We start from the raw sequence: 25589 nt of genomic DNA, 5'->3' as shown, positions 1-25589 counted from the left end.
CGACAGGGCGAAGGAAAGAGGGAGAAAGGGCATAAAGGGGAGACTCCCAGGCAAGGCCCCGGCGGGGCCTTGTTATGTTTTTCTCATTTTGGGGCGGTAAGCTGGGGGGCAAAGCAACGGGGCCCTTGCGGTATAGTGAGGGCAAAAGCCTTTGCCTGGGAAAGGGGGTAAGATGCGGTTTTTCGTGGTGGGCGATGTTTCCGTGGACCTGCTTTTCTTCGTGGAGCGCATACCCGAGCCCGGGGAGGAGCTCCCCGCCCGAAGGGCGCTCATGAAACCCGGGGGAGCGGGAGGCACCCTGGCGGCCCAGCTGGCGAGCCTCGGCCACCGGGTCTTTTTGGCGGGCCGGGTGGGCCAGGACCCCTTCGCCGAGCTGGCCTTAAGCCGGGTGCGGGAAGTGGGGGTGGACCTCCGCCACCTCCAGGAGGACCCGGAGCACACCACGAGCTCCGTCCTCATCCTGGTGGTCCAAGGGGGGGAGCGGGCCATGGTGAGCGCCGAGGGGGCGAGCCGCCACCTGGACCCCTCTCTCTTCAAGCCCCGCTACCTGGACCAGGCGGAGGCCGTGGTCCTCTCCGCCTACGCCTTGGTGGGGGGGCCCTCCCGGAGCTATGCGGTGGAGGTCCTCGAGGCCGCCAGAAAACGGGAGATGCCCATCTTCGCCGATCTGGGCACGGGAGCGGTGCGGGCGGCGGGGGGGGAGCTCTTGAAGTACCTTAGGGGGGTCACCTGGCTCCTCATGAACCAGGCCGAGCTTATGGCCCTCACGGGGGCCTCTTCCCTTTCCGAAGGGGTGGAGCGGCTTCGGCGGGAAGGCTTCGCCCACCTGGCCATCAAGGTGGGGGCCATGGGCTCCATCGTGGTCACCCCGGAAGGGGAGGAGCTCCTGGAGCCCTTCCCCATGGAGGACATCGTGGACTCCACCGGGGCCGGGGACGCCTACACCGCCGCCTTCGCCCACGCCGTCCTGCAGGGGAAGAAGCCCCAAGAAGCCGCCCGCCTCGCCAACCTGGCGGGGGCCCTGGCGGCCACCGGCCTGGGGGCCCAGGGGCGGCTTCTCCGCCTAGAGGATCTGGAAGTAGCGGCGGGCTAAGGCCAGAAAGGCCAGGCCCGCCTTCCCGCTCTTCTCGGGGTGAAACTGGGGGGCGAGGAGGTTTTCCCTGGCGAGGAGGGCGGTGAAGGAGGTCCCCTCGTACTCCCCCGTCCCCAGGGAGTGGGGGGTGAGGGGGCCGTAATAGGAGTTGGCGAAGTAGAAGTGGCGGCCCGAAAGGGGGGCGAAGGCCCCCTGGAAGGCGAGGGCGTTCCACCCCATCTGGGGAACCCGCCCCGCCCGGAAGCGGCGCACCTCCCCCGGGAAGAGGCCCAGGCCCTCTACCCCCGGGGCCTCCTCGCTCCCTTCGTAGAGGACCTGCATCCCCACGCAGATTCCCAGGAAGGGAAGGCCCCTTTCCAGGTGGCGGAGGACCCGCTCCAGGAAGCCGCTTTCCCGGAAGGCCCGCATCACCTGGCCGAAGTGGCCCTGCCCCGGGAGAACCAGGAGGTCCGCCCCCGGATGGGCGTGGGGGTCGGCGGAAACCGCCACCGAAAACCCCGCCGCTTCTAGCGCCTTGGCGGCGCTCCTGAGGTTCCCCGAGCCGTAGTCTATGAGGAGGGTCCTCACAATACCCCCTTGGTGCTGGGAAGCTCCTCTCCCGTGCGCCTCGTGGCCCGGTGGAGGGCCCGGGCCAGGGCCTTGAAGCTGGCCTCCACCACGTGGTGGGCCTCCCTTCCCGAAAGGAGCCTCAGGTGGAGGGTAAGCCGCCCGTGGTTCACCAGGCCCCGCAGGAACTCCCGGAGGTGGTAGTGGTTCACCCCCCCGGCCTCCCCCACCACGGGCCAGGCCTCGGGGCGGTACTCCAGGTGGGGCCTCCCCGAGAGGTCCAAGACGCAAAGCACCAGGGTCTCGTCCATGGGGGCGAAGGCCTCGGCGTACCGCTCCAGGCCCACCCCGTCCCCCAGGGCCTCCTTGAGGGCCATCCCCAAGGCGATGCCCACGTCCTCCACCAGGTGGTGGACATCCACCTCCAGGTCCCCCTTGGCCTCCACCTCCAGGAGGAAGCGGCCGTGGCGCTGAAGCTGGAGGAGCATGTGGTCCAAGAAGGGCAGGCCTGTGGCCACCCTGCCCCCCGGGGGCCCGTCCAGGCCCAGGCGGAGCCGCACCCAGGTCTCCGCCGTGGCCCGCTCCACCAAGGCCTCACGCATAGGCCACCCCGAAGGCCGCCTCCAGGAAGGCGTCCATCTCCTCCTTTCGGCCCAGGGTCACCCGGAGACACCCCGCAAGCCCCGGGTAGCGGTCCTGCCGCCGCACCAAGACCCCCCTCGAGAGGAGGTGGCGGAAGGCCTCTTCGGCATCGGGGGTTCGCACCAGGAGGAAGTTGGCGTGGCTCCGGTAGGGGCGCCAGGTGGGGTGCTCCAGAAGCCTTCGGTACACCCTTTCCCGCTGGGAGACCACCTCGGCCACCACCCTCTCCACGTATCCCGGGTTTTCCAGGACCACCTCCAAAATGGCCCCGGTGTGGGCGGGAAGGACGAAGGGCGGGAGAACCTCCCGCACCACCCCCGCCACCTCGAGGCCCGCCAGGAGGTAGCCCGCCCGGATACCTCCCAAGGAGAAGGCCTTGGAGAAGGTGCGAAGGAGGGCCACATGGGGGTTTTCCCGGGCCAGGGGGCGGAAGTCCGTGCCGGAGAACTCCCGGTAGGCCTCGTCCACCACGAGAAGCCCCCCCACCTCCCTGGCCCTTTCCGCCAGGGCCCAAAGGGCCTCCCCCGGAAAGAGCGTTCCCGTGGGGGCGTGGGGGTTAGGGAGGAAGAGCACCCCCCCCGTGAAGGCGGAAAGGAGGGCCTCCAAGTCCAGGGAAAACCCCTCCCCCAAGGGCACCGCCCGGTAAGGGGTCCCCGCCACCCTGGCGGCGTGGGCGTAGTGGGGAAAGGAGGGAGCGAGGTCCAGGACCTCCTCCGCCGCCAGGCTTAGGGCCAGGATGAGGAGGTTGGACCCCGGGGACAAAACGATCCCCTCCTCCGGCCAGTCCAAGAGGGCGGAAAGTCTCCTCCTGAGGCTTTCCCCGTGGATCTCCGGGTAGCGGTTCCAGGGGATGGCCCGAAGGCGCCTCAGGGCCTCCTCCTTTAGCCCCTCGGGTAGGTCAAAGGGGCTCTCGTTCTGGTCCAGCTTCACCGGGGCCTCCTCCTTCCTGTAAGGGTAGGGGGCAAGGCCCCGGAGGTGCGCCTTGAAGGCCCGCATGCTCCGAGTATAGCGGTAAACTCAGGGCATGAACCGGGCCAAGGACTGGCTTCTCCAGGCGGAGAAGGAGCTGGAGATGGCCGAGATCGCCCGGAACGCCGGGAGGCACGAGTGGGCCTGCTTCGCTGCCCAGCAGGCGGCCGGGAAGGCGGTGAAGGCCCTCCACCTCCGCCTGGGCCAGGAGGCTTGGGGGCACCTGGTGGCCCGGCTTCTGAAGGAGCTCCCCCTAGAGGTGCCCCAGGAGCTGGTGGAAAAGGCCCGCTACCTAGACGGGCTCTATATCCTTACCCGCTACCCCGACGCCTTCCCCGAGGGGCCTTCGGCGGAGCACTACGGACCCTTGCAGAGCGAGGAGGCGGTGGGCTATGCCCGTGAGGTCCTTGGGTTCGTCCGTGCTCAGATGGCCTAGCCGGGAAGAGGTGGAGAAGGCCCTTAGGGCCTGGCTTTCCCGCCACCCTATCCCGGGGCTCGTGGCCGCGGGCTACTTCGGCTCCTACGCCCGGGGGGAAGCGGGGGTGGGAAGCGACCTGGACCTCCTCTTCCTGGTGGCGCACTCCCCCCCTGGAAGCGCCCCCTGGGGCTTCCCCTAGAGGAGCTTCCCGTGCCCGCGGAGGCCCTGGTCTACACCTTGGAGGAGTGGACAAGCCTGCCCCAAAGGAGCCCCCGCCTGGCCCGGGTCCTCCGGGAGGAAACCCGCTGGCTCCTCCCCCCTCCCTAGCGCCAAAGGCCTACCCGCTCCAGGGGCAGGCGGTGGGAGGGGTAGCCCCCGCCTAAGTGCCCACACTTTGGTTTCGCAACATGGGATGCCCAAGCCGGGGCTGGGGGGAGATTTTTTTGGGGTCCCCACCGCGGCTTTCGCCGCGGTGGGGTACTTAACCCGGGAGGAGACCCTCCGGGGGTCCGAAGTGGGCGTACCCCCGCCGGGGCACCGCCTCCCCCCGGAGCCAAACCCCCTCCCCCTCCCCCACCCGGCCGGCCCGGAAGAGGGGAAGCCCTGCAGCCTCCGCCCGCCTGAGCGCCTCGGCCTCCCGCTCGGGGGGCAGGAGGAGGACCGCCTCAAACTCTTCCCCTCCGAAGAGGACGAGCCCCTCGGCCTCCTCAGGGCTCCCCGCGAAGGCCAGGACGTCCGGGTAAAGGGGAAGGCCCTCCAGCTCCACCCGCACCCCGAGCTCGGAAAGCTGCCATAGGGTCTCGGCGAGGCCATCCGAGGAGTCCAGGCTCCCCCGGGGAAGCCCGGCGAGGGCGAGGAGCCCGAGGCGCGGCAGGGGGTAGAAGGCGGCCTCCCGGATTTCGGGAAAGTTCTCCAAGGAGCGCCCCTCGTAGTGGGCCCTTATGGCCGCCCCGGTCCTTCCCCACCGGTCCCCGGCCAGATAAACCAGGTCCCCCGGGCGGGCCTGCCGCGGCAAGGGGGTCTCCGCCCGGGCGTAGCCGGAAACGGTGAGGGCCACCTCCTCCCCCCGGTTCGTGTCCCCCCCGAGGAGGAAGGCCCCAAGGCGCCTGGCCGCCTCCGCCGCCCCCCGGACGAGCTCCAGGACGAAACCCTCCTCCAGGTCCTCGGGCAGGAAAAGCCCCAGGGTGAAGCCCAGGGGCCGCCCCATCTTGGCGAGGAGGTCCGAGGCCGTGGCCGCCACTCCCCTAAACCCCACCTCAAAGGGCTCCATGCCCTTCAGGGCCACCTCCCGGTAGAGGAAGCCGTCGGTTTTGAGGAGCCAGGCCACCCCCTCCACCCACACCCCCCCGGCGTCGTCCCCGGGGGGCAAGGGCGCCCCTTCGGGATAGCCCACGGGGGCAAGCCGCCGCAAAAGCGCCCGCTCGCCCAGGTCTCTAAGCCGCATATGCCCAGGCTAGGGTATCATGGCCGGGTGTGCCGGGTTGACCTTTGCCTGAGGCCGGCGGCGGGACCCCTTTTCCTCCTCGAGGTCCTGCCCGCAGGAAGCGTCCTCACCTTCCTCCTGGCCCAGGGGGCCAAGGAGGTCTGGGTCGCCCCCGGGCCCAAGGTGGCCCGGCTTTTGGCCGGGGAGCTGGCCGGGGAGGCCCTGCTTCTTGGGGAGGTGGAGGGCTTCCCCCCGGAGGGGTTCCACGGAAGGCTTTCCCTGGTAGACCTGGAAAGGACAGAGGTCCGGGGGAAAAGCGCCGTTCTGGTGGCCCCCATCCTCAACGGAAGCCTCCTTCCCGAGGAACGGGAGGTCTACGTGGCCAACCTCCGCAACGCCAAGGCGGCCCTGGCCCTGGCCAAGGGCCTTTTGGGCCCCACCCTGCGCCCCGCCGGGGCCCCCGAGCCCCTGCTTTCCGCGGTGGTGGCCACCGGGTTCCTCATGCGGAGGCTCTCCTCCGAAGCCCCCCCTTCCCTGGCCACCGCCCTCCTCAAGGCCTTCCCCGACCCCCAGGAGGCCCTCTTCCAAAGCCAAGAGGGCCAGCGCCTCTACAGGGAAGGTCGCGCCGAGGAGCTGGCCCGGGCGAGCCTCATCGGGGTGGACCCCGTGGTGCCCAGGTTGGCCGAGGTGCGCTTCTTCCCCAAGGCCGCCTTCGGCCTCACCCAGGACCGCTACGCCCAGAGGTTCGTGGCATGGAGCGCCTGACCCTCCTGGGCCTTCCTTTGGACCCCGTGGACATGGAGGGGGCCTTGAGGCGCATCGGGGGCTTCCTCCAAGAGGAAAGGACCCACCAGGTGGTGACCCTTAACCCGGAGATCGCCGTGCGGGCGGGGGAGGACGAAACCTTGAGGCGGGCCATCCTCGAGGCCGAGCTGGTCACGCCGGACGGGGTGGGGATCCTCTGGGCGGCGAGGCGCCTTCTGGGCGTGGAACTCCGGGAGCGGGTCACCGGGGTGGACCTCACCCTGGCCCTTCTCCGGCGCTTCCCCGGCCTCAGGGTCTACCTCCTGGGGGGAAGGCCCGGGGTGGCCGAGAAGGCGGCCCGGGAAGTGGAACGCCTGGGGGGCGTGGTGGTGGGCCTCCACCACGGCTACTTCCGGGAGGAGGAGCCGGTGGTGGCAGAGATCCGCCAAAAAGCCCCGGACCTCCTCCTGGTGGGCATGGGGGAAAGGCAGGAGGCCTTCATCCACCGCCACAAGCCCCGCCTGGGGGCCCGGGTGGCCGTGGGGGTGGGGGGCACCCTGGACGTGCTGGCGGGCGAGGCGCAAAGACCCCCCCTCTGGGCCCAGAGGCTTGGGCTGGAGTGGCTCCTCCGGGTGGGCCTGGACCCCAAGCGCTGGCGGCGGGTCCCGAGGCTTTTCCGCTTCGCCTACATGGTCCTAAGGGAAAGGCGCTAGAATAGCCCCATGCGGAGCATCCTCGCAAGCCTCCTCCTTTTGGGGCTCGCCCTGGGCCAGGGCCTCGTCCTGCCCTTTGAGGGCCCCAGGGGGTATGGCCTGGCCCAGTCCCTGGCCCAAGGGCTGAAGGCCCCTCCCCCCACCCTCCTCGCCCTCCTCCTGCCCGACCTCCCCTGGCGGGGAGGCTACGACCTGGCAGGGGGCCTCTACACCCAAGCCGGCGCCCGGCTGGTCCAGGCCGCCACGGGGGCAGAGTGGGTGCTCCTGGGGAGGGAGGAGGAAAGGGGCCTGAGGCTCTTTCTGGCCCGGAAGGAGGGGGTGAAGGAGGCCTTTTTCCCCGGCCTCGAGGCCGCCTGGCCCTGGCTCATCCGGGAGGGCCTGGCCCAGAGGTTCAGCCGCCCTCCCGCCCCCACCCTTACCGAGGAGCGCTTGCGGGCCCTGGCCCAAGGCGAGGACCCCGACCCCCTCCACCGGTCGGCCCTGGACCTGAAGGAAGGCCGGGGAAGTGGGCTTCTAGAGGGGCTTCTTCCCCAAAGGCTTCTCCTCCTCTGGCAGGGGAGGTTTCCCCGGGCCTACGAGGCCTTCCGGCTCCTTTCCGAGGGGAAAAAAGAGGAGGCCTTAGCCCTGGCGGAGGCCATGGAGGGAGGGGACGTCCTGGAAAGGACCGCCGCCCACCTGGTCCTCCGGGCCCTGGAGGACGAGCGCTGGAAGGCCTCGGCGAGGAAGCTGGCAAAGGCCTTCCCCGAGCTGCCCCTGGCCTGGGAGGAGGTGAGCTTCGCCGCCTTTGCCGAGGGAAAGGGGGAGGAGGCCAGGGAGGCCCTCCTCAAGGCCCTAAGGCTTCGCCCCGAGGCCTGGCTCTACTGGACCAACCTGGGCTGGGCCTACTACCTCACCGGGGACCTTCCCCGGGCCCTCCTGGCCTCGGAGAGGGCGGTGGGCCTAAACCCCAACGCCACCGCCTACTACAACCTGGGCCTCTTCAGGGCCATTTACGGGGACTACCTGGGGGCCAAGGCCGCCTACGACCGGGCCCTCCGCCTGGACGAGGGCGGGGACTTCCAGGAGGCCCTGAAGGATCTGGAGGGAAGGAAGGAGCCCCTGGCCCTCTTCTTCCGGGCCTACCTCTCCGAGCGGGCCGGGCTTGACGCCCGGGAGCTTTACCGGGCCTTCCTGGAGCGCTACCCGGGGCATCCCGCCGCCTTCGCCGCCAGGAGGGCCTTGGCCCGCCTCGAGGCCCCCCAGGTCCGCCTTCAGGTCCTCAGGCTCACCCTTATCCCCGGCGACCAGGACGCCCGGCCCTTCCGCAAAGGGGAGGCGGTCTTCCCCATGGTGCGCCTGGAAGGCACCCCCTACCTGGAAAGGGGGGCCCTGGAAACCCTCCTTTGGCAGGAAGGGAAGGCGCTGGCCCAGGCGTCCAAGCCCTTGGGCTTCCCCCCCCTCACGGCGGCCCTGGAGGAGGTGGCCCCCGCCGTCACCCTGCCGGAGGAGGGCAGGTACACCCTCGAGGTCCGCTACGGGAAGGCCCAGGTCCTCCTTCCCCTGGAGGTGGGCCCGGAAAGCCTCGCCCGCAGGCTCTACGCCCTGGGCCTGGAGGCGCGGGACCTTTCGGGAAACCCCCTCCTCACCCCCAAGGAGGCCTTGGGGGCGGACGGGGAGCGCCTTCTCCTGGAAAGGACCCTGGAGGCCCTGAAGGAGGCCGCCCCCCTGGCCACCGCCTCCCGCCTGACCGCCCCCCTGGCGAAGGGACCCTACCCGGGGAAAAGCGTCCAGGACCTCCTTAGGGACCCGCCCCCGGACCTCGTCCGCGCCTTCTATCTGGCGGCCCTGGAAAACCCCGAACTCCTTGCGGAGAACGACGTGGTCAACGCTTTTGTGGAGTGGCTCCTCGGGCTGTAACGGGGTAACGCCTCCGTAACGCCCCGGACCGCCTACACTAATCCTGGTCTCATTGGACCGGATTGGAGGCGGATTCGCATGGGTGTTGGGGCCCCCGCTCTGGCTTTCGCCAGAGCGGGGTACTTAAAAAGGCCAAGCCTCCCGCCCAAGGGCGGGAGGCCTTCTGGTGGAGCCGACGGGACTCGAACCCGTGACCTCCTGAGTGCGATTCAGGCGCGCTCCCAGCTGCGCCACGGCCCCACGCGCCCCTTAGGGTAGCAAGGGGCCCGGGCCTTGTCTAGTCCCCTTCTTTAAGGCGCACCTCCACCCGGCCCTTCTTGTCCTTGACCGAGAGGGTGGCCTTGGCCTTGCCCTTGCGGTACTCCGCCTTCCACTCGTTCTTCTTCACCTCGTACTTCACCCGCACCCAGCCCCGGCGGCGGAGGTCCTCGTCGTGGTAGCGGAAAACGGCCCCCGCCTGTGAGCCCCCGTAGACCACCACGATTCCCTGGGGCTCCACCACCCGCTCCACCACCACCGCCTGGGGAAAGAGGTCAAAGGCCAAGGTGGCGGTGAGGCGGACCTCCATGGCCCAAGCTAGGCCCAGAAAGGGCAGGAACCACAGCCAGCGCTTCATGCCCCTAGTCTCCCTCCTTTAGGGGGGCTTTAGGGTGAGAAAAAGCTAAAGTAAACTTGGACCTATGGACGAAGTCTGGCGCAAGCTAGCCGAACCCTTCCCCAAAGGGGAGGTGCAGTGGCGCATAGAGGCCCTCTCCCGGGATAAAAAGCGGGCCCTCGTGGTCCCCTACGTGGACGCCCGCACGGTTCTGGACCGGCTGGACAAGGTGGTGGGCCCCGAGGGTTGGCACGACGCCTACGAGGTGCTGGCCGACGCGGAAAGGACGGTGAAGGACGAGCGGGGGGAGCGCCGCGAGCGGGTGGTGGAGGTGAAGTGCCGCCTCACCGTCCTCGAGGTCACCAAGGAGGACGTGGGCGAGGGGGACTCCTTGAAGGCCGCCTTCTCCGACGCCCTCAAGCGGGCGGCGGTGAAGTTCGGCGTGGGAAGGTACCTCTACCGCCTGGAGAAGCAGTGGGTGGACTACGACCCCGAAAAAGGCCGCTTCACCCCCCCAAGCCTCCCCGAAGGGGAGGGGGAGGGCCTCCCTGAAACCCCCCCGGAAGAGGAAAAACCCGAGGCCTACCGCCTCATTGACCAGCTTTTGGAAAGGCTCAAGGAAAAGGGCCTGGGGAAAGAGGCGGCCCGGATCATCACCAGGTACGGGGGCTACGGCAAAACCCCCGAGGAAACCCGGAGCCTTTACGGGGAGCTTAGGAAGCTCCTCAAGGGATGAGGGTCATCGCCGTCGGGGACCTCCACGGCAACTTCCCCGCCCTTTGGCGCCTCCTCAAGGCCGAGGGGCTGGCCGACGCCCACCTCCGCCCCACGGCGGCCCTGCGGGCAGGGGAGGCGCGTCTGGTCCTCCTGGGCGACCTGGTCCACCCCAAGACCCTCCGGGACTACGAGCGCCTCACCGGGCTCTCCCCCTACGACCCGGAGGACCCCACCCACCTCCGCCTGGCCGCCGGGGCCCAGATCCGCGAGCTGTTCCGCCTGAAGGGGTTTCAGGAGGAAGCGGAAGGCCACGTGACCATTCTCCTGGGCAACCACGACGAGGCCGCCTTGAGAGGGGAGCCCATCCTGGGCAACCGCCACCTCAAGCACCTGGAGTTCCACCCCGAGCGCGGGGGCAAGCCCCTGCCCGAGGGGCTAAAGCGCTGGATGGCCTCCTTTCCCCGGGAACTGGTCCTGGAGGGGGTCCACTTCGCCCACGTGGGCCCCGTACCCTGGCTCCAGGAGTACGATGCCCTCTTCTACGCCCAAAGCGAGCCCAAGACCTGGTGGTTCCGCACCCCCGACTACGTGGAGCGCATGGGCTACCGCTTCGGGGTTTACGGGCACGTGCCCCTGAAGGAGGGCGTGCTCCTCAAGGAGCGGTTCGCCCTGATTGACGCCCTGGACCTGGGGGAGTACCTGGAGCTTTTCCCGGAGGAAGAGCCCCTGGCCCCCAGGGTGAAGCGCCTTCCCCATGGCTAACCCCCTCACTTCCCCCAAGGCGGTGCAGGCGCTCCTGGCCCGCCACGGCCTCTTCGCCGACAAGCGCTTCGGCCAGAACTTTTTGGTCTCGGAGGCCCACCTCCGCCGCATCGTGGAGGCGGCCCGGCCCTTCACCGGCCCCGTGTACGAGGTGGGGCCGGGCCTGGGCGTCCTCACCCGGGCCCTCCTCGAGGCCGGGGCGGCGGTCACGGCCATAGAGAAAGACCTGCGCCTGAAGCCCCTTCTGGAGGAAACCCTTTCGGGCCTCCCGGTGCGCCTCGTCTTCCAGGATGCCCTCCTCTACCCCTGGGAGGAGGTGCCGGAGGGAAGCCTCCTCGTGGCCAACCTCCCCTACCACATCGCCACCCCCCTCGTCACCGGGCTCCTAAAGACGGGGCGCTTCGCCCGCCTCGTCTTCCTGGTGCAGAAGGAGGTGGCGGAACGCATGACCGCAAGGCCCAAGACCCCCGCCTACGGCCTCCTCTCCCTCCGGGTGGCCCACCACGCCCGGGCGGAAAGGCTCTGGGACCTCCCCCCGGGGGCCTTCTTCCCCCCGCCCAAGGTGTGGAGCAGCCTGGTGCGCCTCACCCCCACGGGCGCTCCCGACGATCCGGGGCTTTTCGCCCTCCTGGAGGCCGCCTTCTCCCGACGGCGCAAGACCCTCCTCAACGCCCTCGCCGCCGCGGGCTACCCCAGGGAGAGGGTGGAGGAAGCCCTAGTGGCCCTGGGTCTTTCCCCTAGGGTGCGGGCCGAGGAACTGGACCTCGAGGCCTTCCGCCGCCTGCGGGACCGGCTTTCTTACACCGGAGTGTAGCGGCGTTTTTCCCATAAAAAGGGGAACTACACCAATAGCCCCGGGCACGGTGTAGCCCTACCCCTTTGTCCCGGGGATGGGGTAGTAAGATGGGCAGGAACCTGGGCGGGTCCTTGAGGGTTTCGGGGACCCAGCTCGTGAAGAGAGGCACGAAAGGAGGGAACCTTGGCGCCCATAGCGGAGTACGTGAACATCCTGATCTACCTGGGGGTGGCCCTCTTCATCGGGGTGGCTGCCCTGGTGGTGGGGGCCGTCCTGGGCCCCAAGAAGCCGGGGCGGGCCAAGCTCATGCCCTACGAGTCGGGGAACGACCCCGCGGGGGAGGTGCGGCGCTTCCCCGTCCACTTCTACGTGGTGGCCATGCTCTTCATCCTCTTTGACGTGGAGGTGGCCTTCCTCTGGCCCTATGCGGTGAGCGCAGGGGGGCTTGGCCTCTACGGGTTCCTCGGGGCCTTGGGCTTCACCCTGCTCCTCTTCGTGGGCTTCCTCTACGAGTGGTGGAAGGGGGTGATGCGGTGGCACTGAAGGACCTCTTTGAGCGGGACGTGCAGGAGCTGGAACGGGAGGGAATCCTCTTCACCACCTTAGAGAAGCTCGTGGCCTGGGGCCGGAGCAACTCCCTATGGCCCGCCACCTTCGGCCTGGCCTGCTGCGCCATTGAGATGATGGCCTCCACCGACGCCCGGAACGACCTGGCCCGCTTCGGAAGCGAGGTCTTCCGGGCAAGCCCCCGCCAGGCGGACGTGATGATCGTGGCCGGGAGGCTTTCCAAGAAGATGGCCCCGGTGATGCGCCGGGTCTGGGAGCAGATGCCCGACCCCAAGTGGGTGATCTCCATGGGGGCCTGCGCCAGCTCGGGGGGGATGTTCAACAACTACGCCATCGTGCAGAACGTGGACTCGGTGGTGCCCGTGGACGTCTACGTCCCCGGCTGCCCCCCCAGGCCCGAGGCCCTCATCTACGCGGTGATGCAGCTCCAGAAGAAGGTGCGGGGCCAGGCCTACGACGAAAGTGGCCGCAGGCTCCCGCCGGTGGCCGCCTGGAAGCGGGCGAGGGGGTGAGGCATGCGGCTTGAGCGCGTCTTGGAAGAGGCCCGGGCCAAGGGCTACCCCATTGAGGATAACGGCCTCGGCAACCTCTGGGTGGTCCTGCCGAGGGAGCGCTTCAAGGAGGAGATGGCCCGCTACAAGGAGCTCGGCTTCAACTACCTGGCGGACATCGTGGGGATAGACTACCTAGACTACCCCGACCCCCGCCCCGAGCGCTTCGCCGTGGTCTACGAGCTGGTTTCCCTCCCGGGGTGGAAGGACGGGGACGGGAGCCGCTTCTTCGCCCGGGTCTTCGTCCCCGAGAAAGACCCCCGGCTCCCCACGGTGACCGACCTCTGGGGAAGCGCGAACTTTTTGGAACGGGAGGTCTACGACATGTTCGGCATCGTCTTTGAGGGCCACCCCGACCTCCGGAAGATCCTCACCCCGGAGGACCTCGAGGGCCACCCCTTGCGCAAGGACTACCCCTTGGGCGAAACCCCCACCCTCTTCCGCGAGGGCCGGTACATCATCCCCAGCGAGTTCCGGGCGGCCATCACCGGCAAAAGCCCGGGCCTCACCCTCTACAAGGGAGGAAGCCGCAAGGGCTACAGGGCCCTCTGGGCCGACCTCATGAAGGCCAAGGAGGTCAAATGAAAGACTACCTGGAGCTGGACGCCCCCCTTCCCGAGGAACCCCGGGAGCTCCGCACCGAGGTGATGACCCTGAACGTGGGCCCCCAGCACCCCTCCACCCACGGGGTGCTGCGCCTGGTGGTGACCCTCTCCGGGGAGGAGGTCCTGGAGGTGGTGCCCCACATCGGCTACCTCCACACCGGCTTCGAGAAAAACATGGAAAACCGGACGTATACGCAGGTGATCACGTATACGCCCCGGATGGACTACCTCCACTCCTTCGCCCACGACCTGGCCTACGCCCTGGCGGTGGAGAAGCTGGTGGGGGCGGTGGTGCCTCCCCGGGCGGAGACCATAAGGGTCATCCTCAACGAGCTCTCCCGCCTGGCGAGCCACCTGGTCTTCCTGGGCACCGGGCTTTTGGACCTCGGGGCCCTCACCCCCTTCTTCTACGCCTTCCGCGAGCGGGAGAGCATCCTGGACCTCTTTGAGTGGGTCACGGGCCAGCGCTTCCACCACAACTACATCCGCATCGGCGGGGTCAAGGAAGACCTGCCCGAGGAGTTCGTCCCCGAGCTCAAGAAGCTCTTAGAGGTCCTCCCCCACCGCATCGACGAGTACGAGGCCCTCTTCGCCGAAAGCCCCATCTTCCACGAGAGGGCCCGGGGCGTGGGGGTGATCCCGCCCGAGGTGGCCATCCACCTCGGCCTCACCGGGGGGTCTTTAAGGGCCAGCGGGGTGAACTACGACGTGCGCAAGGCCTACCCCTACTCGGGCTACGAGACCTACGCCTTTGACGTGCCCCTGGGCGAGCGCGGGGACGTGTTTGACCGGATGCTCGTCCGCATCCGGGAGATGCGGGAGTCGGTGAGGATCATCCAGCAGGCCCTGGAGCGCTTAGAACCGGGCCCCGTGCGCGACCCCAACCCCCAGATCACCCCGCCCCCCCGGCACCTCCTGGAGACCTCCATGGAGGCGGTCATCTACCACTTCAAGCACTACACCGAGGGCTTCCACCCCCCGAAGGGGGAGGTCTACGTGCCCACGGAGTCGGCCCGGGGAGAGCTCGGCTACTACATCGTCTCCGACGGGGGGAGCATGCCCTACCGGGTCAAGGTGCGGGCCCCGAGCTTCGTCAACCTGCAAAGCCTCCCCTACGCCTGCAAGGGGCAGCAGGTCCCCGACATGGTGGCCATCATCGCCAGCCTGGACCCCGTGATGGGGGACGTGGACCGCTAAGGGAGGGAAGATGGGGTTCTTTGACGACAAGCAGGACTTCCTGGAGGAGACCTTCGCCAAGTACCCGCCCGAGGGGCGCCGCTCGGCCATCATGCCCCTCTTAAGGCGGGTGCAGCAGGAGGAGGGCTGGATCCGGCCCGAACGCGTGGAGGAGATCGCCCGCCTGGTGGGCACCACCCCCACGGAGGTGATGGGGGTGGCGAGCTTCTACTCCTACTACCAGTTCGTGCCCACGGGGCGCTACCACCTCCAGGTCTGCGCCACCCTAAGCTGCAAGCTCGCCGGGGCGGAGGAGCTTTGGGACCACCTCACCGAGACCCTGGGCATCGGCCCCGGGGAGGTGACCCCGGACGGGCTTTTCAGCGTGCAGAAGGTGGAGTGCCTGGGGAGTTGCCACACCGCTCCCGTGATCCAGGTGAACGACGAGCCCTATGTGGAGTGCGTGACCCGGGCGAGGCTTACGGCCCTCCTCGAGGGCCTACGGGCGGGCAAGCGCCTGGAGGAGATAGAACTCCCCGGGAAGTGCGGCCACCACGTGCACGAGGTGGAGGTATGACCGGACCCATCCTTTCCGGACTGGACCCCCGCTTCCAGCGGACCCTCTACGCCCACGTGGGCAAGGAGGGGTCCTGGACCCTGGACTACTACCTGAGGCAGGGAGGGTACGAGACGGCGCGAAGGGTCCTGAAGGAGAAGACCCCCGAGGAGGTCATAGAGGAGGTGAAGCGCTCGGGGCTACGGGGCCGGGGCGGGGCGGGCTTCCCCACCGGGGTCAAGTGGAGCTTCATGCCCAAGGACGGGAAGCAGCACTACCTCATCTGCAACGCCGACGAGTCCGAGCCCGGGAGCTTCAAGGACCGCTACATCCTGGAGGACGTCCCCCACCTCCTCATCGAGGGGATGATCATCGCCGGGTACGCCATTCGGGCCACGGTGGGCTACATCTACGTCCGCGGGGAGTACCGCAGGGCGGCGGACCGCCTCGAGGCGGCCATAGGGGAGGCCCGGGCGCGGGGCTATTTGGGGAAGAACCTCTTCGGCACGGACTTTTCCTTTGACCTCTTCGTCCACCGGGGGGCCGGGGCCTACATCTGCGGGGAGGAGACGGCCCTCATGAACTCCCTGGAGGGCCTCCGGGCCAACCCCCGGCTGAAGCCCCCCTTCCCCGCCCAGGCGGGGCTATGGGGCATGCCCACCACCATCAACAACGTGGAGACCCTGGCGGCGGTGGTGCCCATCCTGGAGCGGGGCGCCCATTGGTTCGCCCAGATGGGCACGGAGCAGTCCAAGGGGATGAAGCTCTACCAGATCTCCGGGCCCGTGAGGCGCCCCGGGGTCTACGAGCTTCCCATGGGCACCACCTTCCGCGAGCTCATCTACGAGTGGGCGGGGGGGCCCTTGGAGCCCATCCAGGCCCTCATCCCGGGCGGTTCCTCCACCCCGCCCTTGCCCTTCACCGAGGAGATCCTGGACACCCCCATGAGCTACGAGCACCTGCAGGCCAAGGGCTCCATGCTGGGGACCGGGGGGGTGATCCTCATCCCCGAGCGGGTGAGCATGGTGGACGCCATGTGGAACATCACCCGCTTCTACGCCCACGAGTCCTGCGGCAAGTGCACCCCCTGCCGCGAGGGGGTGGCGGGCTTCATGGTGAACCTCTTCGCCAAGATCGGCCAGGGCGAGGGCGAGGAGAAGGACGTGGAGAACCTCGAGGCCCTCCTCCCCCTCATCGAGGGCCGGAGCTTCTGCCCCCTGGCGGACGCGGCGGTGTGGCCGGTGAAGGGCTCCTTGAAGCACTTCAAGGACCAGTACCTGGCCCTGGCGCGGGAGAAGCGCCCCGTGCCCAGGCCCGCTCTTTGGAGGTGACATGGTGAGGGTCAAGGTCAACGACCGCACGGTGGAGGTGCCCCCGGGCACCAGCGTCATGGACGCCATCTTCCACGCGGGGTACGACGTGCCCCTCTTCTGCTCGGAGAAGCACCTCTCCCCCATCGGGGCCTGCCGCATGTGCCTGGTCAGGATCGGCCTTCCCAAGAAAGGCCCCGACGGGAAGCCCGTTCTGGACGAGAAAGGCGAGCCCGAGATCGCCTGGCAGCCCAAGCTCGCCGCAAGCTGCGTGACGGCGGTGGCGGAGGGGATGGTGGTGGACACCCTCTCCGAGGTGGTCAGGGAGGCCCAGGCGGGGATGGTGGAGTTCACCCTCTTGAACCACCCCCTGGACTGCCCCACCTGCGACAAGGGGGGGGCCTGCGAGCTCCAGGACCGCACCGTGGAGTACGGGCTCTACGAGAAGTACTACCAGAAGGACCCCCTCTCCCTGCCCGTCTACACCCGCTTTGAGTTCACCCGCCGCCACGTGGACAAGCACCACCCCCTCTCCCCCTTCGTCATCCTGGACCGGGAGCGGTGCATCCACTGCAAAAGGTGCGTGCGCTACTTTGAAGAGGTGCCCGGGGACGAGGTGCTGGACTTCATAGAAAGGGGGGTGCACACCTTCATCGGCACCATGGACTTCGGCCTCCCCTCGGGCTTCTCCGGGAACATCACGGACATCTGCCCGGTGGGGGCCCTTCTGGACCTCACCGCCCGCTTCCGCGCCCGCAACTGGGAGATGGAGGAAACCCCCACAACTTGCGCCCTCTGCCCCGTGGGGTGCGGGATCACCGCCGACACCCGTAGCGGCGAGCTCCTCAGGGTCCGGGCCCGGGAGGTCCCCGAGGTCAACGAGATCTGGCTTTGCGACGCGGGCCGCTTCGGGCACGAGTGGGCGGACCAAAACCGCCTCAAGACCCCCCTGGTGCGGAAGGAGGGGAGGCTCGTGGAGGCCACCTGGGAGGAGGCCTTCCTGGCCCTCAAGGAGGGCCTGAGGGAGGCGAGGGGCGAGGAGGTGGGGCTTTACCTCGCCCACGACGCCACCCTGGAGGAGGGCCTCCTGGCGGCCGAGCTGGCCAAGGCCCTCAAGACCCCCCACCTGGACTTCCAGGGCCGCACCGCCGCCCCGGCGAGCCTCTTCCCGGCGGCCACCCTGGAAGACCTCCTGCGGGCAGACTTCGCCCTGGTCCTCGGGGACCCCACGGAGGAAGCCCCCATCCTCCACCTCCGCCTCTCCGAGTTCGTGCGGGACCTCAAGCCCCCCCACCGCTTTGCCCACGGCATCCCCTTCGCCGACCTCTCCATCAAGGAGAGGATGCCCCGGCGCGCGGACAAGATGGCCCTCTTCGCCCCCTACCGCGCCCCCCTCATGAGGTGGGCCGCCATCCAGGAGGTCCACCGCCCCGGGGAGGAGCGGGAGATCCTCCTCGCCCTCCTCGGGGAGAAGGAGGGGAGCGAGGCGGCGCGCAAGGCCAGGGAGGCCTGGGAGAAGGCGCAAAACCCGGTGCTCATCCTGGGAGCCGCCGTCCTCCAGGACACCGTGGCCGCCGAGAGGGCGAGGCTCCTCGCCGAGCGCAAGGGGGCCAAGGTCCTCGCCATGACCCCTGCGGCCAACGCCCGGGGCCTCGAGGCCATGGGGGTATGGCCGGGGGAAAGGGGCGCCGCCTGGGACGAGCCCGGGGCCCCCTACGCCTACTACGGCTTCGTGCCCCCGGAAGGGGCCCTCAAGGGGAAGCGCTTCGTGGCCATGCACCTCTCCCACCTCCACCCCTTGGCGGAGCGGTACGCCCACGTGGTCTTCCCCGCCCCCACCTTCTACGAGAAGCGGGGGCACCTGGCAAACCTGGAAGGCCGCGTCCTTCCCCTCTCCCCCGCCCCCATAGAGAACGGGGAGGCGGAGGGTGCCCTCCAGGTCCTCGCCCTCCTGGCCGAGGCCCTGGGGGTGCGGCCCCCCTTCCGCCTCCACCTGGAGGCCGAGCGGGAGCTCAAGTCCCGCAAGGTGCCCGGGGCCTTGGGCCTCCTGGCCTTCCGCACCCAGGCCCTGAGGCCCAGGCCCCAAGGGGGTGGGCTCTACCTCCGGCCCAGCATGTGGAAGGCGCACCAGGCCGTGGGCAAGGCCCAAGAGGCGGCGAGCCCCGAGCTTTGGGCCCACCCGGAAACGGCCAAATCCGAGGCCCTGCCCGAGGGGGCCCGGGTGGCCGTGGAAACCCCCCTGGGCCGCCTCGAGGCCCGGGTGGTCCACCGGGAGGACCTCCCCAAGGGGTTCCTCTACCTCTCGGGCCTGGGAGCGGCCGCCGGGCGCCTCTTGGAAGGCCGGGTTCTGGTTCCCACAGGAGGTGAAGCGTGAGCTACCCCCTGGACCCCTACTGGATGGTGGCCTTGAAGGCCCTCTTGGTTGTCATCGGCCTCCTCACCGCCTTCGCCTTCATGACCCTCATTGAAAGGAGGCTCCTCGCCCGCTTCCAGATCCGCCTGGGTCCCAACCGGGTGGGGCCCATGGGCCTCTTCCAGCCCATGGCCGATGCCATCAAGAGCATCTTCAAGGAAGACCTGGTGGTGGAGAGGGCCGACAAGGTCCTCTTCGTGCTGGCCCCCCTCATCGGCGTGGTCTTCGCCCTCCTGGCCTTTGGGGCCATCCCCTTCGGCCCCCCGGGGAGCTTCTTCGGCTATAGCCCCTGGGTGCTGAACCTGGACCTGGGCCTCCTCTACCTCTTCGCCGTGAGCGAGATGGCCATCTACGGCATCTTCCTGGCGGGCTGGGCCTCGGGGAGCAAGTACAGCCTCCTTGGCTCCTTGCGCTCCTCGGCGAGCCTCATCTCCTACGAGCTCGGCCTGGGCATCGCCCTCCTCTCCCCGGTGCTTCTGGTGGGGAGCCTCAACCTGAACGACATCGTGAACTGGCAGAAGGAGCACGGCTGGCTCTTCCTCTACGCCTTCCCCGCCTTCCTGATCTACGCCATCGCCGCCCTGGCCGAGGCCGCCCGCACCCCCTTTGACCTCCCCGAGGCCGAGCAGGAGCTGGTGGGGGGCTACCACACCGAGTACAGCTCCATCAAGTGGGCCCTTTTCCAGATGACCGAGTACATCCACTTCATCACCGCCAGTGCCCTCATCCCCACCCTCTTCCTGGGAGGCTGGACCATGCCCTTCCTCGAGGTCCCCTACCTCTGGATGTTCCTCAAAATCGCCTTCTTCCTCTTCCTCTTCATCTGGATCCGGGCCACCTGGTTCCGCCTGCGCTACGACCAGCTCCTCCGCTTCGGCTGGGGCTTCCTCTTCCCCGGGGCCCTTCTCTGGTTCCTCCTGACCGCCCTGGTGGTGGCCCTGGACCTCCCCAGGACCTACCTCCTCTACCTCTCCGCCCTAAGCTTCCTCGTCCTCATGGGGGCGGTCCTCTACACCCCTAAGCCTGCCCGCAAAGGAGGTGGCGCATGACCCTGAAGGCCCTGGCCCAAAGCCTCGGCATCACCCTCAAGTACCTCTTCTCCAAACCGGTGACCGTCCCCTACCCCGACGCCCCCGTGGCCCTCAAGCCCCGCTTCCACGGGCGGCACGTCCTCACCCGGCACCCGAACGGCCTGGAGAAGTGCATCGGCTGCTCCCTCTGCGCCGCCGCCTGCCCCGCCTACGCCATCTACGTGGAGCCGGCGGAGAACGACCCGGAAAACCCGGTCTCCGCGGGGGAGCGGTACGCCAAGGTCTACGAGATCAACATGCTCCGGTGCATCTTCTGCGGCCTCTGCGAGGAGGCCTGCCCCACGGGGGCCATCGTGTTGGGGTACGACTTTGAGATGGCCGACTACCAGTACTCCGACCTCGTCTACGGCAAGGAGGACATGCTGGTGGACGTGGTGGGCACCAAGCCCCAGCGCCGGGAGGCCAAGATCACCGGCAAGGCGGTCAAGCCCGGCTACGTGGTGCCTTACGTGCGGCCCGAGCTGGAGGGCTTCCAAGCCCCCACGGAAAGGAGGAAACCGTGAGCCTCTTTGAAGGCCTGGCGGTGGCCCTGCTCCTTCTGAGCGGGGTGCTGGTGGTCACCCTCAGGAACGCCATCCACGCCGCCCTGGCCCTCATCCTGAACTTTCTGGTCCTGGCGGGGGTCTACATGGCCCTGGACGCACGCTTTTTGGGCTTTATCCAGATCATCGTCTACGCCGGGGCCATCGTGGTCCTCTTCCTCTTCGTCATCATGCTTCTCTTCGCCGCCCAGGGAGAGGTGGGCTTTGACCCCCTGGTGCGCTCCAAGCCCCTGGCGGCCCTCCTGGCCCTGGGGGTGGCGGGGATGCTCCTTTCGGGGCTTGGGGGGCTGAACCTCGCCTTCACCCAGGACCTCCAGGGCGGGCTTCCCCAGGCCCTGGGACCCCTCCTCTACGGGGACTGGGTCTTTGTGCTCCTCGCCGTGGGCTTCCTCCTCATGGCCGCCACGGTGGTGGCCGTGGCCCTGGTCCAGCCCTCCCGCCCCTTGGACGCCCTTCCCCGGGAAGAGCGGGAAAAGGAGGTGGTGCGGTGAGCTTCCTCTTGGCCTCCGCCCTCCTCTTCGCCCTGGGGGTCTACGGGGTCCTCACCCGCAGGACCGCCATCCTGGTCTTCCTCTCCGTTGAGCTCATGCTGAACGCGGCCAACCTCTCCCTGGTGGGCTTCGCCCGGGCCCATGGCCTGGAAGGCCAGGTGGCCGCCCTCATGGTCATCGCCATCGCCGCCGCCGAGGTGGCCGTGGGCCTGGGGCTCATCGTGGCCATCTTCCGCCACCGGGAAAGCACCGCGGTGGACGACCTCTCCGAGCTTAGGGGGTGAACATGGCGCTTCTCTCCACCATCCTCCTGCCCCTCTTGGGCTTCGCCCTTATGGGGCTTTTTGGCAAAAGGATGCGGGAACCCCTTCCCGGGGTCCTGGCCTCGGGGCTCGTCCTGGCCTCCTTTTTGGTGGGGGTGGGGCTTCTCCTCTCGGGCGGGGCCCATTTTAAGGCGGAGTGGCTTCCCGGGATCCCCTTTAGCCTCCTTCTGGACAACCTCTCCGGTCTCATGCTGATCATCGTCACCGGGGTGGGCTTCCTCATCCACGTGTACGCCATCGGCTACATGGCGAAAGACCCCGGCTACAGCCGCTTCTTCGCCTACTTCAACTTCTTCATCGCCATGATGCTCACCCTGGTCCTCGCCGACAGCTACCCGGTGATGTTCATCGGCTGGGAGGGGGTGGGCCTGGCGAGCTTCCTCCTCATCGGCTTCTGGTACAAGAACCCCCGGTACGCCGACAGCGCCCGCAAGGCCTTCATCGTGAACCGCATCGGCGACCTGGGCTTCATGCTGGGCATGGCCATCCTCTGGGCCCTCTACGGCACCCTCTCCATCAGCGAGCTCAAGGAGGCCCTGGAAGGCCCCCTGAGGAACCCCAGCCTCCTGGCCCTGGCGGGGTTCCTCCTCTTCCTGGGAGCGGTGGGAAAAAGCGCCCAGGTGCCCCTCATGGTCTGGCTCCCCGACGCCATGGCCGGCCCCACCCCCGTCTCCGCCCTGATCCACGCGGCCACCATGGTGACGGCGGGGGTCTACCTCATCACCCGGAGCTCCTTCCTCTACAGCGCCCTCCCCGAGGTCTCCTACGCCATCGCCGTGATCGGGCTCCTCACGGCGGCCTACGGGGCCCTTTCCGCCTTCGGCCAGACCGATATCAAGAAGATCGTGGCCTACTCCACCATCAGCCAGCTGGGGTACATGTTCCTGGCGGCGGGGGTGGGGGCCTACTGGGCCGCCCTCTTCCACGTCTTCACCCACGCCTTCTTCAAGGCCCTCCTCTTCCTGGCCTCGGGGAGCGTGATTCACGCCCTGGGGGGCGAGCAGGACGTGCGCAGGATGGGGGGCCTCTGGAAGCACCTGCCAAAGACCCGCTGGCACGGCCTCATCGGGGCCCTGGCCCTGGGAGGCCTTCCCCTCCTTTCCGGCTTCTTTTCCAAGGACGCCATCCTCACCGCCACCCTCACCTACCCCTTCGGCGGCGTGGGCTTCTACGTGGGGGCGCTCCTCGTGGCGGTCCTCACCGCCATGTACGCCATGCGCTGGTTCGTCCTGGTCTTCCTGGGGGAGGAACGGGGCCACGGCCATCCCCACGAGGCCCCGCCGGTGATGCTCTGGCCCAACCACCTCCTGGCCTTAGGAGCGGTCCTCGCCGGCTACCTGGCCCTGCCCCACCCCCTGCCCAACCTCCTGGAGCCCTTCTTGAAGCCCGCTTTGGCGGAGGTGGAGGCCCACCACCTCTCCTTAGGGGCGGAGTGGGGCCTCATCGCCCTCTCGGCGGCGGTGGCGGTCTTTGGGCTTTGGTTCGGCTACACCTTCTTCCAAAGGAAGGCCCTCCCCGCCTGGTACCTGGCCTTTGAGGCCTGGAGCCGGGAGAGCTTTTACGTGGACCAGGTCTACAACGCCCTGGTGGTGAACCCCCTGAAGGCCCTGGCGGAAGCCCTCTTTTACGGGGACAACGGCCTCCTCCGGGGGTACGTGGGCCTAGGGGGAGGGGTGCGGGGCCTGGGCCAGACCTTGGGCCGCCTGCAGACGGGTTACCTCAGGCTTTACGCCCTGCTCTTTGTGCTGGGCGCTTTGGTGCTTCTGGGGGTGATGCGGTGGTAGTCCTGGCGATCCTTTTACCCATCCTCTTCGGGATCCTCCTCCTTCTGGGCCTGCCTCGAGGCCTGGGGCCTTGGGGGGCGGGGCTTTCCCTGCTCCTTAACCTCTACCTCTTCCTGACCCACCCGGGCGGGGTGGCCCACGCCTTCCAGGCCCCCCTCCTTCCCGGGGCCGGGGTGTACTGGGCCTTCGGACTGGACGGGCTTTCCGCCCTCTTCTTCCTCACCATCGCCCTCACCGTCTTCCTGGGGGCTCTGGTGGCGAGGGTGGAGGGGCGCTTCCTGGGCCTCGCCCTCCTCATGGAGGGGCTCCTCCTCGGCCTCTTCGCCGCCCGGGACCTCCTCGTCTTCTACCTCTTCTTCGAAGCGGCCCTCATCCCCGCCCTCCTCATGCTCCTCTTCTACGGGGGAGAAGGGCGCCTCCGGGCCCTTTACACCTTCCTCCTCTTCACCCTGGCCGGGAGCCTGCCCATGCTGGCCGCCATCCTGGCGGTGAAGGCCCTGGGAGGAAGCCCGAGCTTCCTCCTTCAGGACCTCCTGGCCCACCCCGTCCGGGGACAGGCCGCCTTCTGGATCTTCCTGGGCTTCGCCCTGGCCTTCGCCATCAAGACGCCCCTTTTCCCGGTGCACGCCTGGCTCCCCCTCTTCCACCGGGAGAACCACCCCTCAGGGCTTGCCGACGCCCTGGGCACCCTCTACAAGGTGGGGGTCTTCGCCTTCTTCCGCTACGCCATCCCCCTGGCCCCCGAGGGCTTCTCCGGGCTCCAGGGCCTCCTTCTCTTCCTCGCCGCCCTCTCCGCCCTCTACGGGGCCTGGGTGGCCTTCGCCGCCAGGGACGCCAAGAGCCTCCTGGCCTACGCCGGGGTTTCCCACATGGGGGTGGCCGCCCTGGGCGTCTTCTCGGGCACGCCGGAGGGGGCCACGGGGGGGCTTTACCTCCTTTCGGCCAGCGGCGTCTACACCGGGGGGCTTTTCCTGCTTTTCGGGAGGCTTTACGAAAGGCTCCACACCCTAGAGATCGGGCGCTACCGGGGCCTGGCCCAAAGCGCCCCGGGCCTCGCCGCCCTGGCCCTCCTCCTCTTCCTGGCCATGGTAGGCCTCCCCGGGCTTTCCGGCTTCCCCGGGGAGTTTTTGACCCTGCTCGGGGCCTACAAGGCCAGCCCCTGGCTTGCCGCTTTGGCCTTCCTCTCGGTCATCGCCTCCGCGGCCTACGCCCTCACCGCCTTCCAGAAGACCTTCTGGGAGGAGGAGGGCAGGCCCGTGGAGGACCTGAAGGCAGGGGAGTGGGGCTTCGCCCTCCTGGTGGGGCTGGCCCTGGTTCTCATGGGGGTTTTCCCCGGGTACTTCCTCCAGGGGCTTAGGCCCCTGGCGGAGGCCTTCGCCAAGATCCTCGGAGGTGGCGCATGACCCTTTTGGTCCTCGCCCTGTTCTCGGTAGCCCTTACCCTCCTGGGCTTTTTCCTGCCCGTGCCCCTGTTCAAGCGGCTCACCATCCTGGGCTTAAGCCTCGCCCTCCTCTCCCTCCTCGCCACCTGGGGGAGGCCCTTGGCCATGGGGCCTTACCAGGTGGACGCCCTCTCCCAGACCTTCACCCTCCTCGCCCTCCTGGGGGCTTTGTGGACGGTGGGCCTGGTGCGGAGCGGGCGGTTTGAGTTTTACCTCCTCGTGCTCTACGCCGCCTTGGGGATGCACCTCCTGGCCTCCACCAAGAACCTCATCCTGATGCTGGTGGCCCTCGAGGCCCTCTCCCTCCCCCTCTATGCCCTGGCCACCTGGCGCAAGGGGCAGGGCCTCGAGGCCGCCCTCAAGTACTTCCTCCTGGGGGCTTTGGCCGCCGCCTTCTTCCTCTACGGGGCGGCCTTCCACTTCGGGGCTACGGGAAGCTTCCTGGCGGGCACCCCCGGCCAAGGCCCCCTCTACGCCCTGGCCCTGGGCCTCCTCCTGGTGGGCCTGGGCTTTAAAGCGGCCCTCGCCCCCTTCCACTTCTGGACCCCCGACGTCTACCAGGGAAGCCCCACCCCGGTGGTCCTCTTCATGGCCACCTCGGTAAAGGCCGCCGCCTTCGCCGCCCTCCTCCGGGTGGTGGCCCCCGGGACACCCGAGGCCTTGGCCCTCCTCATCGCCCTTTCCGTGGTGGTGGGCAACCTGGCCGCCCTGGCCCAAAGGGAGGCCAAAAGGCTTCTCGCCTATAGCTCCGTGGCCCACGCCGGCTACATGGCCCTGGCCCTCTACACCGGGAACGCCCAGGCCCTGGGCTTCTACCTCCTCACCTACGTCCTGGCCACCGGCCTGGCCTTCGCCGTGCTCTCGGAGATCTCCCCCGACCGGGTGCCCTTAGAGGCCCTCCGGGGGCTCTTCCACCGGGACCCCCTCCTGGGCCTGGCCCTCTTCCTCGCCGCCCTCTCCCTCCTGGGCCTTCCGCCCCTGGCGGGCTTTTGGGGCAAGTACCTGGTCTTCACCGAGGCTGCCAAGGCGGGCCAGTGGGGGCTTCTGGTCCTGGCCCTGGTCACCAGCGCCGTGAGCGCCTACTACTACCTGGCCCTGGGGCTTTCCGTCTTCGGGCGGGGAGAGGCCGAGGCCAGGCCCCGCCCCCTGGCCCGGGGCGTGGCCCTCCTGGTGGCCCTGGCCCTCCTTCTCCTGGGGCTTTTGCCGGGAAGCGTCCTCCCCGCCCTGGCGGCGGGAGGCTGATACCACCCCATGCTGGCTTGGGCCAGCATAGGGGCCCCTAGGCAGGCTCCCCGGGCCGGTAGGCCGAGAAAGGGTATGAAGGCCACTGGGAGCCCTTCTGGGGCCCCGTTGCGGCTTGCGCCGCAACGGGGTATTTAAGCTGGCCCGCCTCCCCCTTGCCCCGGGAAGGCCCCTGGGCCTAAA

The 25589-nt window shown here is 68.7% G+C and carries 27 protein-coding genes, 1 tRNA gene and 1 pseudogene; 23 read left to right on the top strand and 6 right to left on the bottom strand.

Annotated features, from left to right (window positions below; translation table 11 throughout):
* Positions 1 to 172: 172 nt before the first annotated feature.
* Positions 173 to 1093 (top strand): carbohydrate kinase family protein, encoded by a 921-nt coding sequence (locus ACZ5RK_RS05670; RefSeq protein WP_464909991.1) that lies wholly within the window; start codon positions 173 to 175, stop codon positions 1091 to 1093.
* On the opposite strand, the gene hisH is transcribed toward ACZ5RK_RS05670, so the two are convergent.
* Genes hisH through ACZ5RK_RS05655 form a run of 3 tightly spaced genes read right to left on the bottom strand, consistent with a single transcriptional unit; the run spans position 1064 to position 3277 of the window.
* On the bottom strand, positions 1064 to 1660 hold the full coding sequence (gene hisH, locus ACZ5RK_RS05665; RefSeq protein ID WP_464909990.1) for an imidazole glycerol phosphate synthase subunit HisH: 597 nt from the start codon (positions 1658 to 1660) through the stop codon (positions 1064 to 1066). The genes ACZ5RK_RS05670 and hisH overlap by 30 nt on opposite strands.
* Positions 1657 to 2241, bottom strand: coding sequence for an imidazoleglycerol-phosphate dehydratase HisB (gene hisB / locus ACZ5RK_RS05660; RefSeq protein WP_464909989.1), 585 nt, complete (start codon positions 2239 to 2241; stop codon positions 1657 to 1659). Before hisB ends, hisH begins: the two co-directional genes overlap by 4 nt.
* Positions 2234 to 3277: a pyridoxal phosphate-dependent aminotransferase gene (locus ACZ5RK_RS05655; protein WP_464909988.1), complete on the bottom strand. Its 1044-nt coding sequence runs from the start codon at positions 3275 to 3277 to the stop codon at positions 2234 to 2236. The genes hisB and ACZ5RK_RS05655 overlap by 8 nt, the downstream gene beginning before the upstream one ends.
* 28 nt (positions 3278 to 3305) lie before the next feature.
* On the opposite strand from ACZ5RK_RS05655, the gene ACZ5RK_RS05650 reads away from it, so the two are divergent.
* Positions 3306 to 3686, top strand: a complete 381-nt coding sequence (locus ACZ5RK_RS05650) for a HEPN domain-containing protein (protein ID WP_464909987.1) — start codon at positions 3306 to 3308, stop codon at positions 3684 to 3686.
* Positions 3643 to 3995: pseudogene (locus tag ACZ5RK_RS05645) on the top strand (nucleotidyltransferase domain-containing protein). The gene ACZ5RK_RS05650 and the pseudogene ACZ5RK_RS05645 overlap by 44 nt, the downstream one beginning before the upstream one ends.
* Before the next feature lie 154 nt (positions 3996 to 4149).
* On the opposite strand, the gene ACZ5RK_RS05640 reads toward ACZ5RK_RS05645, so the two are convergent.
* Entirely contained in the window at positions 4150 to 5112 is a 963-nt protein-coding gene (locus tag ACZ5RK_RS05640; protein WP_464909986.1) for a thiamine-phosphate kinase, read from the bottom strand.
* Positions 5113 to 5139: 27 nt separating this feature from the next.
* Here ACZ5RK_RS05640 and ACZ5RK_RS05635 point away from each other — a divergent pair, with 27 nt between their 5' ends.
* Genes ACZ5RK_RS05635 through ACZ5RK_RS05625 form a run of 3 tightly spaced genes read left to right on the top strand, consistent with a single transcriptional unit; the run spans position 5140 to position 8444 of the window.
* Positions 5140 to 5856 carry a 2-phosphosulfolactate phosphatase gene (locus ACZ5RK_RS05635; RefSeq protein ID WP_464909985.1) on the top strand — a complete coding sequence of 239 codons (717 nt, stop codon included), beginning with the start codon at positions 5140 to 5142 and terminating at the stop codon, positions 5854 to 5856.
* Positions 5844 to 6548, top strand: coding sequence for a WecB/TagA/CpsF family glycosyltransferase (locus tag ACZ5RK_RS05630; RefSeq protein WP_464909984.1), 705 nt, complete (start codon positions 5844 to 5846; stop codon positions 6546 to 6548). The genes ACZ5RK_RS05635 and ACZ5RK_RS05630 overlap by 13 nt, the downstream gene beginning before the upstream one ends.
* A gap of 9 nt (positions 6549 to 6557) precedes the next feature.
* A complete protein-coding gene (locus tag ACZ5RK_RS05625; RefSeq protein ID WP_464909983.1) occupies positions 6558 to 8444 on the top strand; it encodes a hypothetical protein in 1887 nt (628 codons plus the stop codon).
* Between the two features lie 164 nt (positions 8445 to 8608).
* Here the strand turns inward: ACZ5RK_RS05625 and ACZ5RK_RS05620 are convergent.
* Both ACZ5RK_RS05620 and ACZ5RK_RS05615 read right to left on the bottom strand, forming a co-directional pair.
* Positions 8609 to 8684, bottom strand: a tRNA-Ala gene (locus ACZ5RK_RS05620).
* Positions 8685 to 8721: 37 nt separating this feature from the next.
* Entirely contained in the window at positions 8722 to 9060 is a 339-nt protein-coding gene (locus ACZ5RK_RS05615) for a hypothetical protein (protein ID WP_054647138.1), read from the bottom strand.
* 64 nt (positions 9061 to 9124) lie between these two features.
* Between ACZ5RK_RS05615 and ACZ5RK_RS05610 the strand changes: the two genes are divergently transcribed.
* The 17 genes from ACZ5RK_RS05610 to ACZ5RK_RS05530 all read left to right on the top strand — a co-directional run bounded on the left by ACZ5RK_RS05610 (position 9125) and on the right by ACZ5RK_RS05530 (position 25406).
* A complete protein-coding gene (locus ACZ5RK_RS05610) occupies positions 9125 to 9775 on the top strand; it encodes a Rad52/Rad22 family DNA repair protein (protein WP_464909982.1) in 651 nt (216 codons plus the stop codon).
* The gene (locus tag ACZ5RK_RS05605; RefSeq protein ID WP_464909981.1) at positions 9772 to 10518 is read left to right on the top strand and encodes a metallophosphoesterase; all 747 of its coding nucleotides are present in this window, start codon (positions 9772 to 9774) and stop codon (positions 10516 to 10518) included. Before ACZ5RK_RS05610 ends, ACZ5RK_RS05605 begins: the two co-directional genes overlap by 4 nt.
* Positions 10511 to 11332, top strand: a complete 822-nt coding sequence (rsmA, locus tag ACZ5RK_RS05600; RefSeq protein WP_054647137.1) for a 16S rRNA (adenine(1518)-N(6)/adenine(1519)-N(6))-dimethyltransferase RsmA — start codon at positions 10511 to 10513, stop codon at positions 11330 to 11332. Before ACZ5RK_RS05605 ends, rsmA begins: the two co-directional genes overlap by 8 nt.
* A gap of 165 nt (positions 11333 to 11497) precedes the next feature.
* Positions 11498 to 11857 carry an NADH-quinone oxidoreductase subunit A gene (locus ACZ5RK_RS05595; protein WP_054647136.1) on the top strand — a complete coding sequence of 120 codons (360 nt, stop codon included), beginning with the start codon at positions 11498 to 11500 and terminating at the stop codon, positions 11855 to 11857.
* On the top strand, positions 11848 to 12393 hold the full coding sequence (locus tag ACZ5RK_RS05590) for a NuoB/complex I 20 kDa subunit family protein (RefSeq protein WP_464909980.1): 546 nt from the start codon (positions 11848 to 11850) through the stop codon (positions 12391 to 12393). The genes ACZ5RK_RS05595 and ACZ5RK_RS05590 overlap by 10 nt, the downstream gene beginning before the upstream one ends.
* Positions 12394 to 12396: 3 nt before the next feature.
* The gene (locus ACZ5RK_RS05585) at positions 12397 to 13017 is read left to right on the top strand and encodes an NADH-quinone oxidoreductase subunit C (RefSeq protein WP_464909979.1); all 621 of its coding nucleotides are present in this window, start codon (positions 12397 to 12399) and stop codon (positions 13015 to 13017) included.
* Positions 13014 to 14234 carry an NADH dehydrogenase (quinone) subunit D gene (nuoD, locus tag ACZ5RK_RS05580; protein ID WP_054647135.1) on the top strand — a complete coding sequence of 407 codons (1221 nt, stop codon included), beginning with the start codon at positions 13014 to 13016 and terminating at the stop codon, positions 14232 to 14234. Before ACZ5RK_RS05585 ends, nuoD begins: the two co-directional genes overlap by 4 nt.
* Before the next feature lie 10 nt (positions 14235 to 14244).
* On the top strand, positions 14245 to 14790 hold the full coding sequence (gene nuoE / locus ACZ5RK_RS05575; protein WP_054647134.1) for an NADH-quinone oxidoreductase subunit NuoE: 546 nt from the start codon (positions 14245 to 14247) through the stop codon (positions 14788 to 14790).
* The gene (nuoF, locus tag ACZ5RK_RS05570; RefSeq protein WP_464909978.1) at positions 14787 to 16100 is read left to right on the top strand and encodes an NADH-quinone oxidoreductase subunit NuoF; all 1314 of its coding nucleotides are present in this window, start codon (positions 14787 to 14789) and stop codon (positions 16098 to 16100) included. The genes nuoE and nuoF overlap by 4 nt, the downstream gene beginning before the upstream one ends.
* A gap of 1 nt (position 16101) precedes the next feature.
* The gene (gene nuoG, locus ACZ5RK_RS05565) at positions 16102 to 18453 is read left to right on the top strand and encodes an NADH-quinone oxidoreductase subunit NuoG (RefSeq protein ID WP_464909977.1); all 2352 of its coding nucleotides are present in this window, start codon (positions 16102 to 16104) and stop codon (positions 18451 to 18453) included.
* A gap of 23 nt (positions 18454 to 18476) precedes the next feature.
* Positions 18477 to 19541, top strand: a complete 1065-nt coding sequence (gene nuoH / locus ACZ5RK_RS05560) for an NADH-quinone oxidoreductase subunit NuoH (protein WP_464910060.1) — start codon at positions 18477 to 18479, stop codon at positions 19539 to 19541.
* Complete coding sequence (gene nuoI, locus ACZ5RK_RS05555) at positions 19538 to 20086, top strand: NADH-quinone oxidoreductase subunit NuoI (RefSeq protein ID WP_347241572.1); 549 nt, start codon at positions 19538 to 19540, stop codon at positions 20084 to 20086. The genes nuoH and nuoI overlap by 4 nt, the downstream gene beginning before the upstream one ends.
* On the top strand, positions 20083 to 20616 hold the full coding sequence (locus ACZ5RK_RS05550; RefSeq protein WP_464909976.1) for an NADH-quinone oxidoreductase subunit J family protein: 534 nt from the start codon (positions 20083 to 20085) through the stop codon (positions 20614 to 20616). The genes nuoI and ACZ5RK_RS05550 overlap by 4 nt, the downstream gene beginning before the upstream one ends.
* Positions 20613 to 20900 carry an NADH-quinone oxidoreductase subunit NuoK gene (nuoK, locus tag ACZ5RK_RS05545; RefSeq protein WP_054647249.1) on the top strand — a complete coding sequence of 96 codons (288 nt, stop codon included), beginning with the start codon at positions 20613 to 20615 and terminating at the stop codon, positions 20898 to 20900. The genes ACZ5RK_RS05550 and nuoK overlap by 4 nt, the downstream gene beginning before the upstream one ends.
* 2 nt (positions 20901 to 20902) lie before the next feature.
* Positions 20903 to 22723 carry an NADH-quinone oxidoreductase subunit L gene (gene nuoL, locus ACZ5RK_RS05540; RefSeq protein ID WP_464909975.1) on the top strand — a complete coding sequence of 607 codons (1821 nt, stop codon included), beginning with the start codon at positions 20903 to 20905 and terminating at the stop codon, positions 22721 to 22723.
* Positions 22717 to 24126, top strand: a complete 1410-nt coding sequence (locus tag ACZ5RK_RS05535; RefSeq protein WP_464909974.1) for a complex I subunit 4 family protein — start codon at positions 22717 to 22719, stop codon at positions 24124 to 24126. Before nuoL ends, ACZ5RK_RS05535 begins: the two co-directional genes overlap by 7 nt.
* Positions 24123 to 25406 (top strand): NADH-quinone oxidoreductase subunit N, encoded by a 1284-nt coding sequence (locus tag ACZ5RK_RS05530; RefSeq protein ID WP_464909973.1) that lies wholly within the window; start codon positions 24123 to 24125, stop codon positions 25404 to 25406. The genes ACZ5RK_RS05535 and ACZ5RK_RS05530 overlap by 4 nt, the downstream gene beginning before the upstream one ends.
* The last annotated feature ends 183 nt before the right edge of the window (positions 25407 to 25589 follow it).

It is taken from the genome of Thermus kawarayensis JCM 12314 (assembly GCF_055393575.1).
The sequence above is the reverse complement of the archived record's forward strand: the minus strand, read 5'-3'. Positions and strand labels throughout refer to the sequence as shown.

Excerpts from the sequence above, each read along its gene's own strand:
- hisB (WP_464909989.1), bottom strand. The coding sequence starts at position 2,241 with ATGCGTGAGGCCTTGGTGGAGCGGGCCACGGCGGAGACCTGGGTGCGG.
- ACZ5RK_RS05625 (WP_464909983.1), top strand. The coding sequence starts at position 6,558 with ATGCGGAGCATCCTCGCAAGCCTCCTCCTTTTGGGGCTCGCCCTGGGC.
- nuoE (WP_054647134.1), top strand. The coding sequence starts at position 14,245 with ATGGGGTTCTTTGACGACAAGCAGGACTTCCTGGAGGAGACCTTCGCC.
- ACZ5RK_RS05610 (WP_464909982.1), top strand. The coding sequence starts at position 9,125 with ATGGACGAAGTCTGGCGCAAGCTAGCCGAACCCTTCCCCAAAGGGGAG.
- nuoH (WP_464910060.1), top strand. The coding sequence starts at position 18,477 with ATGGTGGCCTTGAAGGCCCTCTTGGTTGTCATCGGCCTCCTCACCGCC.
- ACZ5RK_RS05650 (WP_464909987.1), top strand. The coding sequence starts at position 3,306 with ATGAACCGGGCCAAGGACTGGCTTCTCCAGGCGGAGAAGGAGCTGGAG.
- nuoD (WP_054647135.1), top strand. The coding sequence starts at position 13,014 with ATGAAAGACTACCTGGAGCTGGACGCCCCCCTTCCCGAGGAACCCCGG.
- rsmA (WP_054647137.1), top strand. The coding sequence starts at position 10,511 with ATGGCTAACCCCCTCACTTCCCCCAAGGCGGTGCAGGCGCTCCTGGCC.
- ACZ5RK_RS05605 (WP_464909981.1), top strand. The coding sequence starts at position 9,772 with ATGAGGGTCATCGCCGTCGGGGACCTCCACGGCAACTTCCCCGCCCTT.
- ACZ5RK_RS05630 (WP_464909984.1), top strand. The coding sequence starts at position 5,844 with ATGGAGCGCCTGACCCTCCTGGGCCTTCCTTTGGACCCCGTGGACATG.
- nuoG (WP_464909977.1), top strand. The coding sequence starts at position 16,102 with ATGGTGAGGGTCAAGGTCAACGACCGCACGGTGGAGGTGCCCCCGGGC.
- ACZ5RK_RS05640 (WP_464909986.1), bottom strand. The coding sequence starts at position 5,112 with ATGCGGCTTAGAGACCTGGGCGAGCGGGCGCTTTTGCGGCGGCTTGCC.
- ACZ5RK_RS05615 (WP_054647138.1), bottom strand. The coding sequence starts at position 9,060 with ATGAAGCGCTGGCTGTGGTTCCTGCCCTTTCTGGGCCTAGCTTGGGCC.
- ACZ5RK_RS05655 (WP_464909988.1), bottom strand. The coding sequence starts at position 3,277 with ATGCGGGCCTTCAAGGCGCACCTCCGGGGCCTTGCCCCCTACCCTTAC.
- nuoL (WP_464909975.1), top strand. The coding sequence starts at position 20,903 with ATGGCGCTTCTCTCCACCATCCTCCTGCCCCTCTTGGGCTTCGCCCTT.
- ACZ5RK_RS05670 (WP_464909991.1), top strand. The coding sequence starts at position 173 with ATGCGGTTTTTCGTGGTGGGCGATGTTTCCGTGGACCTGCTTTTCTTC.
- nuoI (WP_347241572.1), top strand. The coding sequence starts at position 19,538 with ATGACCCTGAAGGCCCTGGCCCAAAGCCTCGGCATCACCCTCAAGTAC.
- nuoF (WP_464909978.1), top strand. The coding sequence starts at position 14,787 with ATGACCGGACCCATCCTTTCCGGACTGGACCCCCGCTTCCAGCGGACC.
- ACZ5RK_RS05585 (WP_464909979.1), top strand. The coding sequence starts at position 12,397 with ATGCGGCTTGAGCGCGTCTTGGAAGAGGCCCGGGCCAAGGGCTACCCC.
- ACZ5RK_RS05530 (WP_464909973.1), top strand. The coding sequence starts at position 24,123 with ATGACCCTTTTGGTCCTCGCCCTGTTCTCGGTAGCCCTTACCCTCCTG.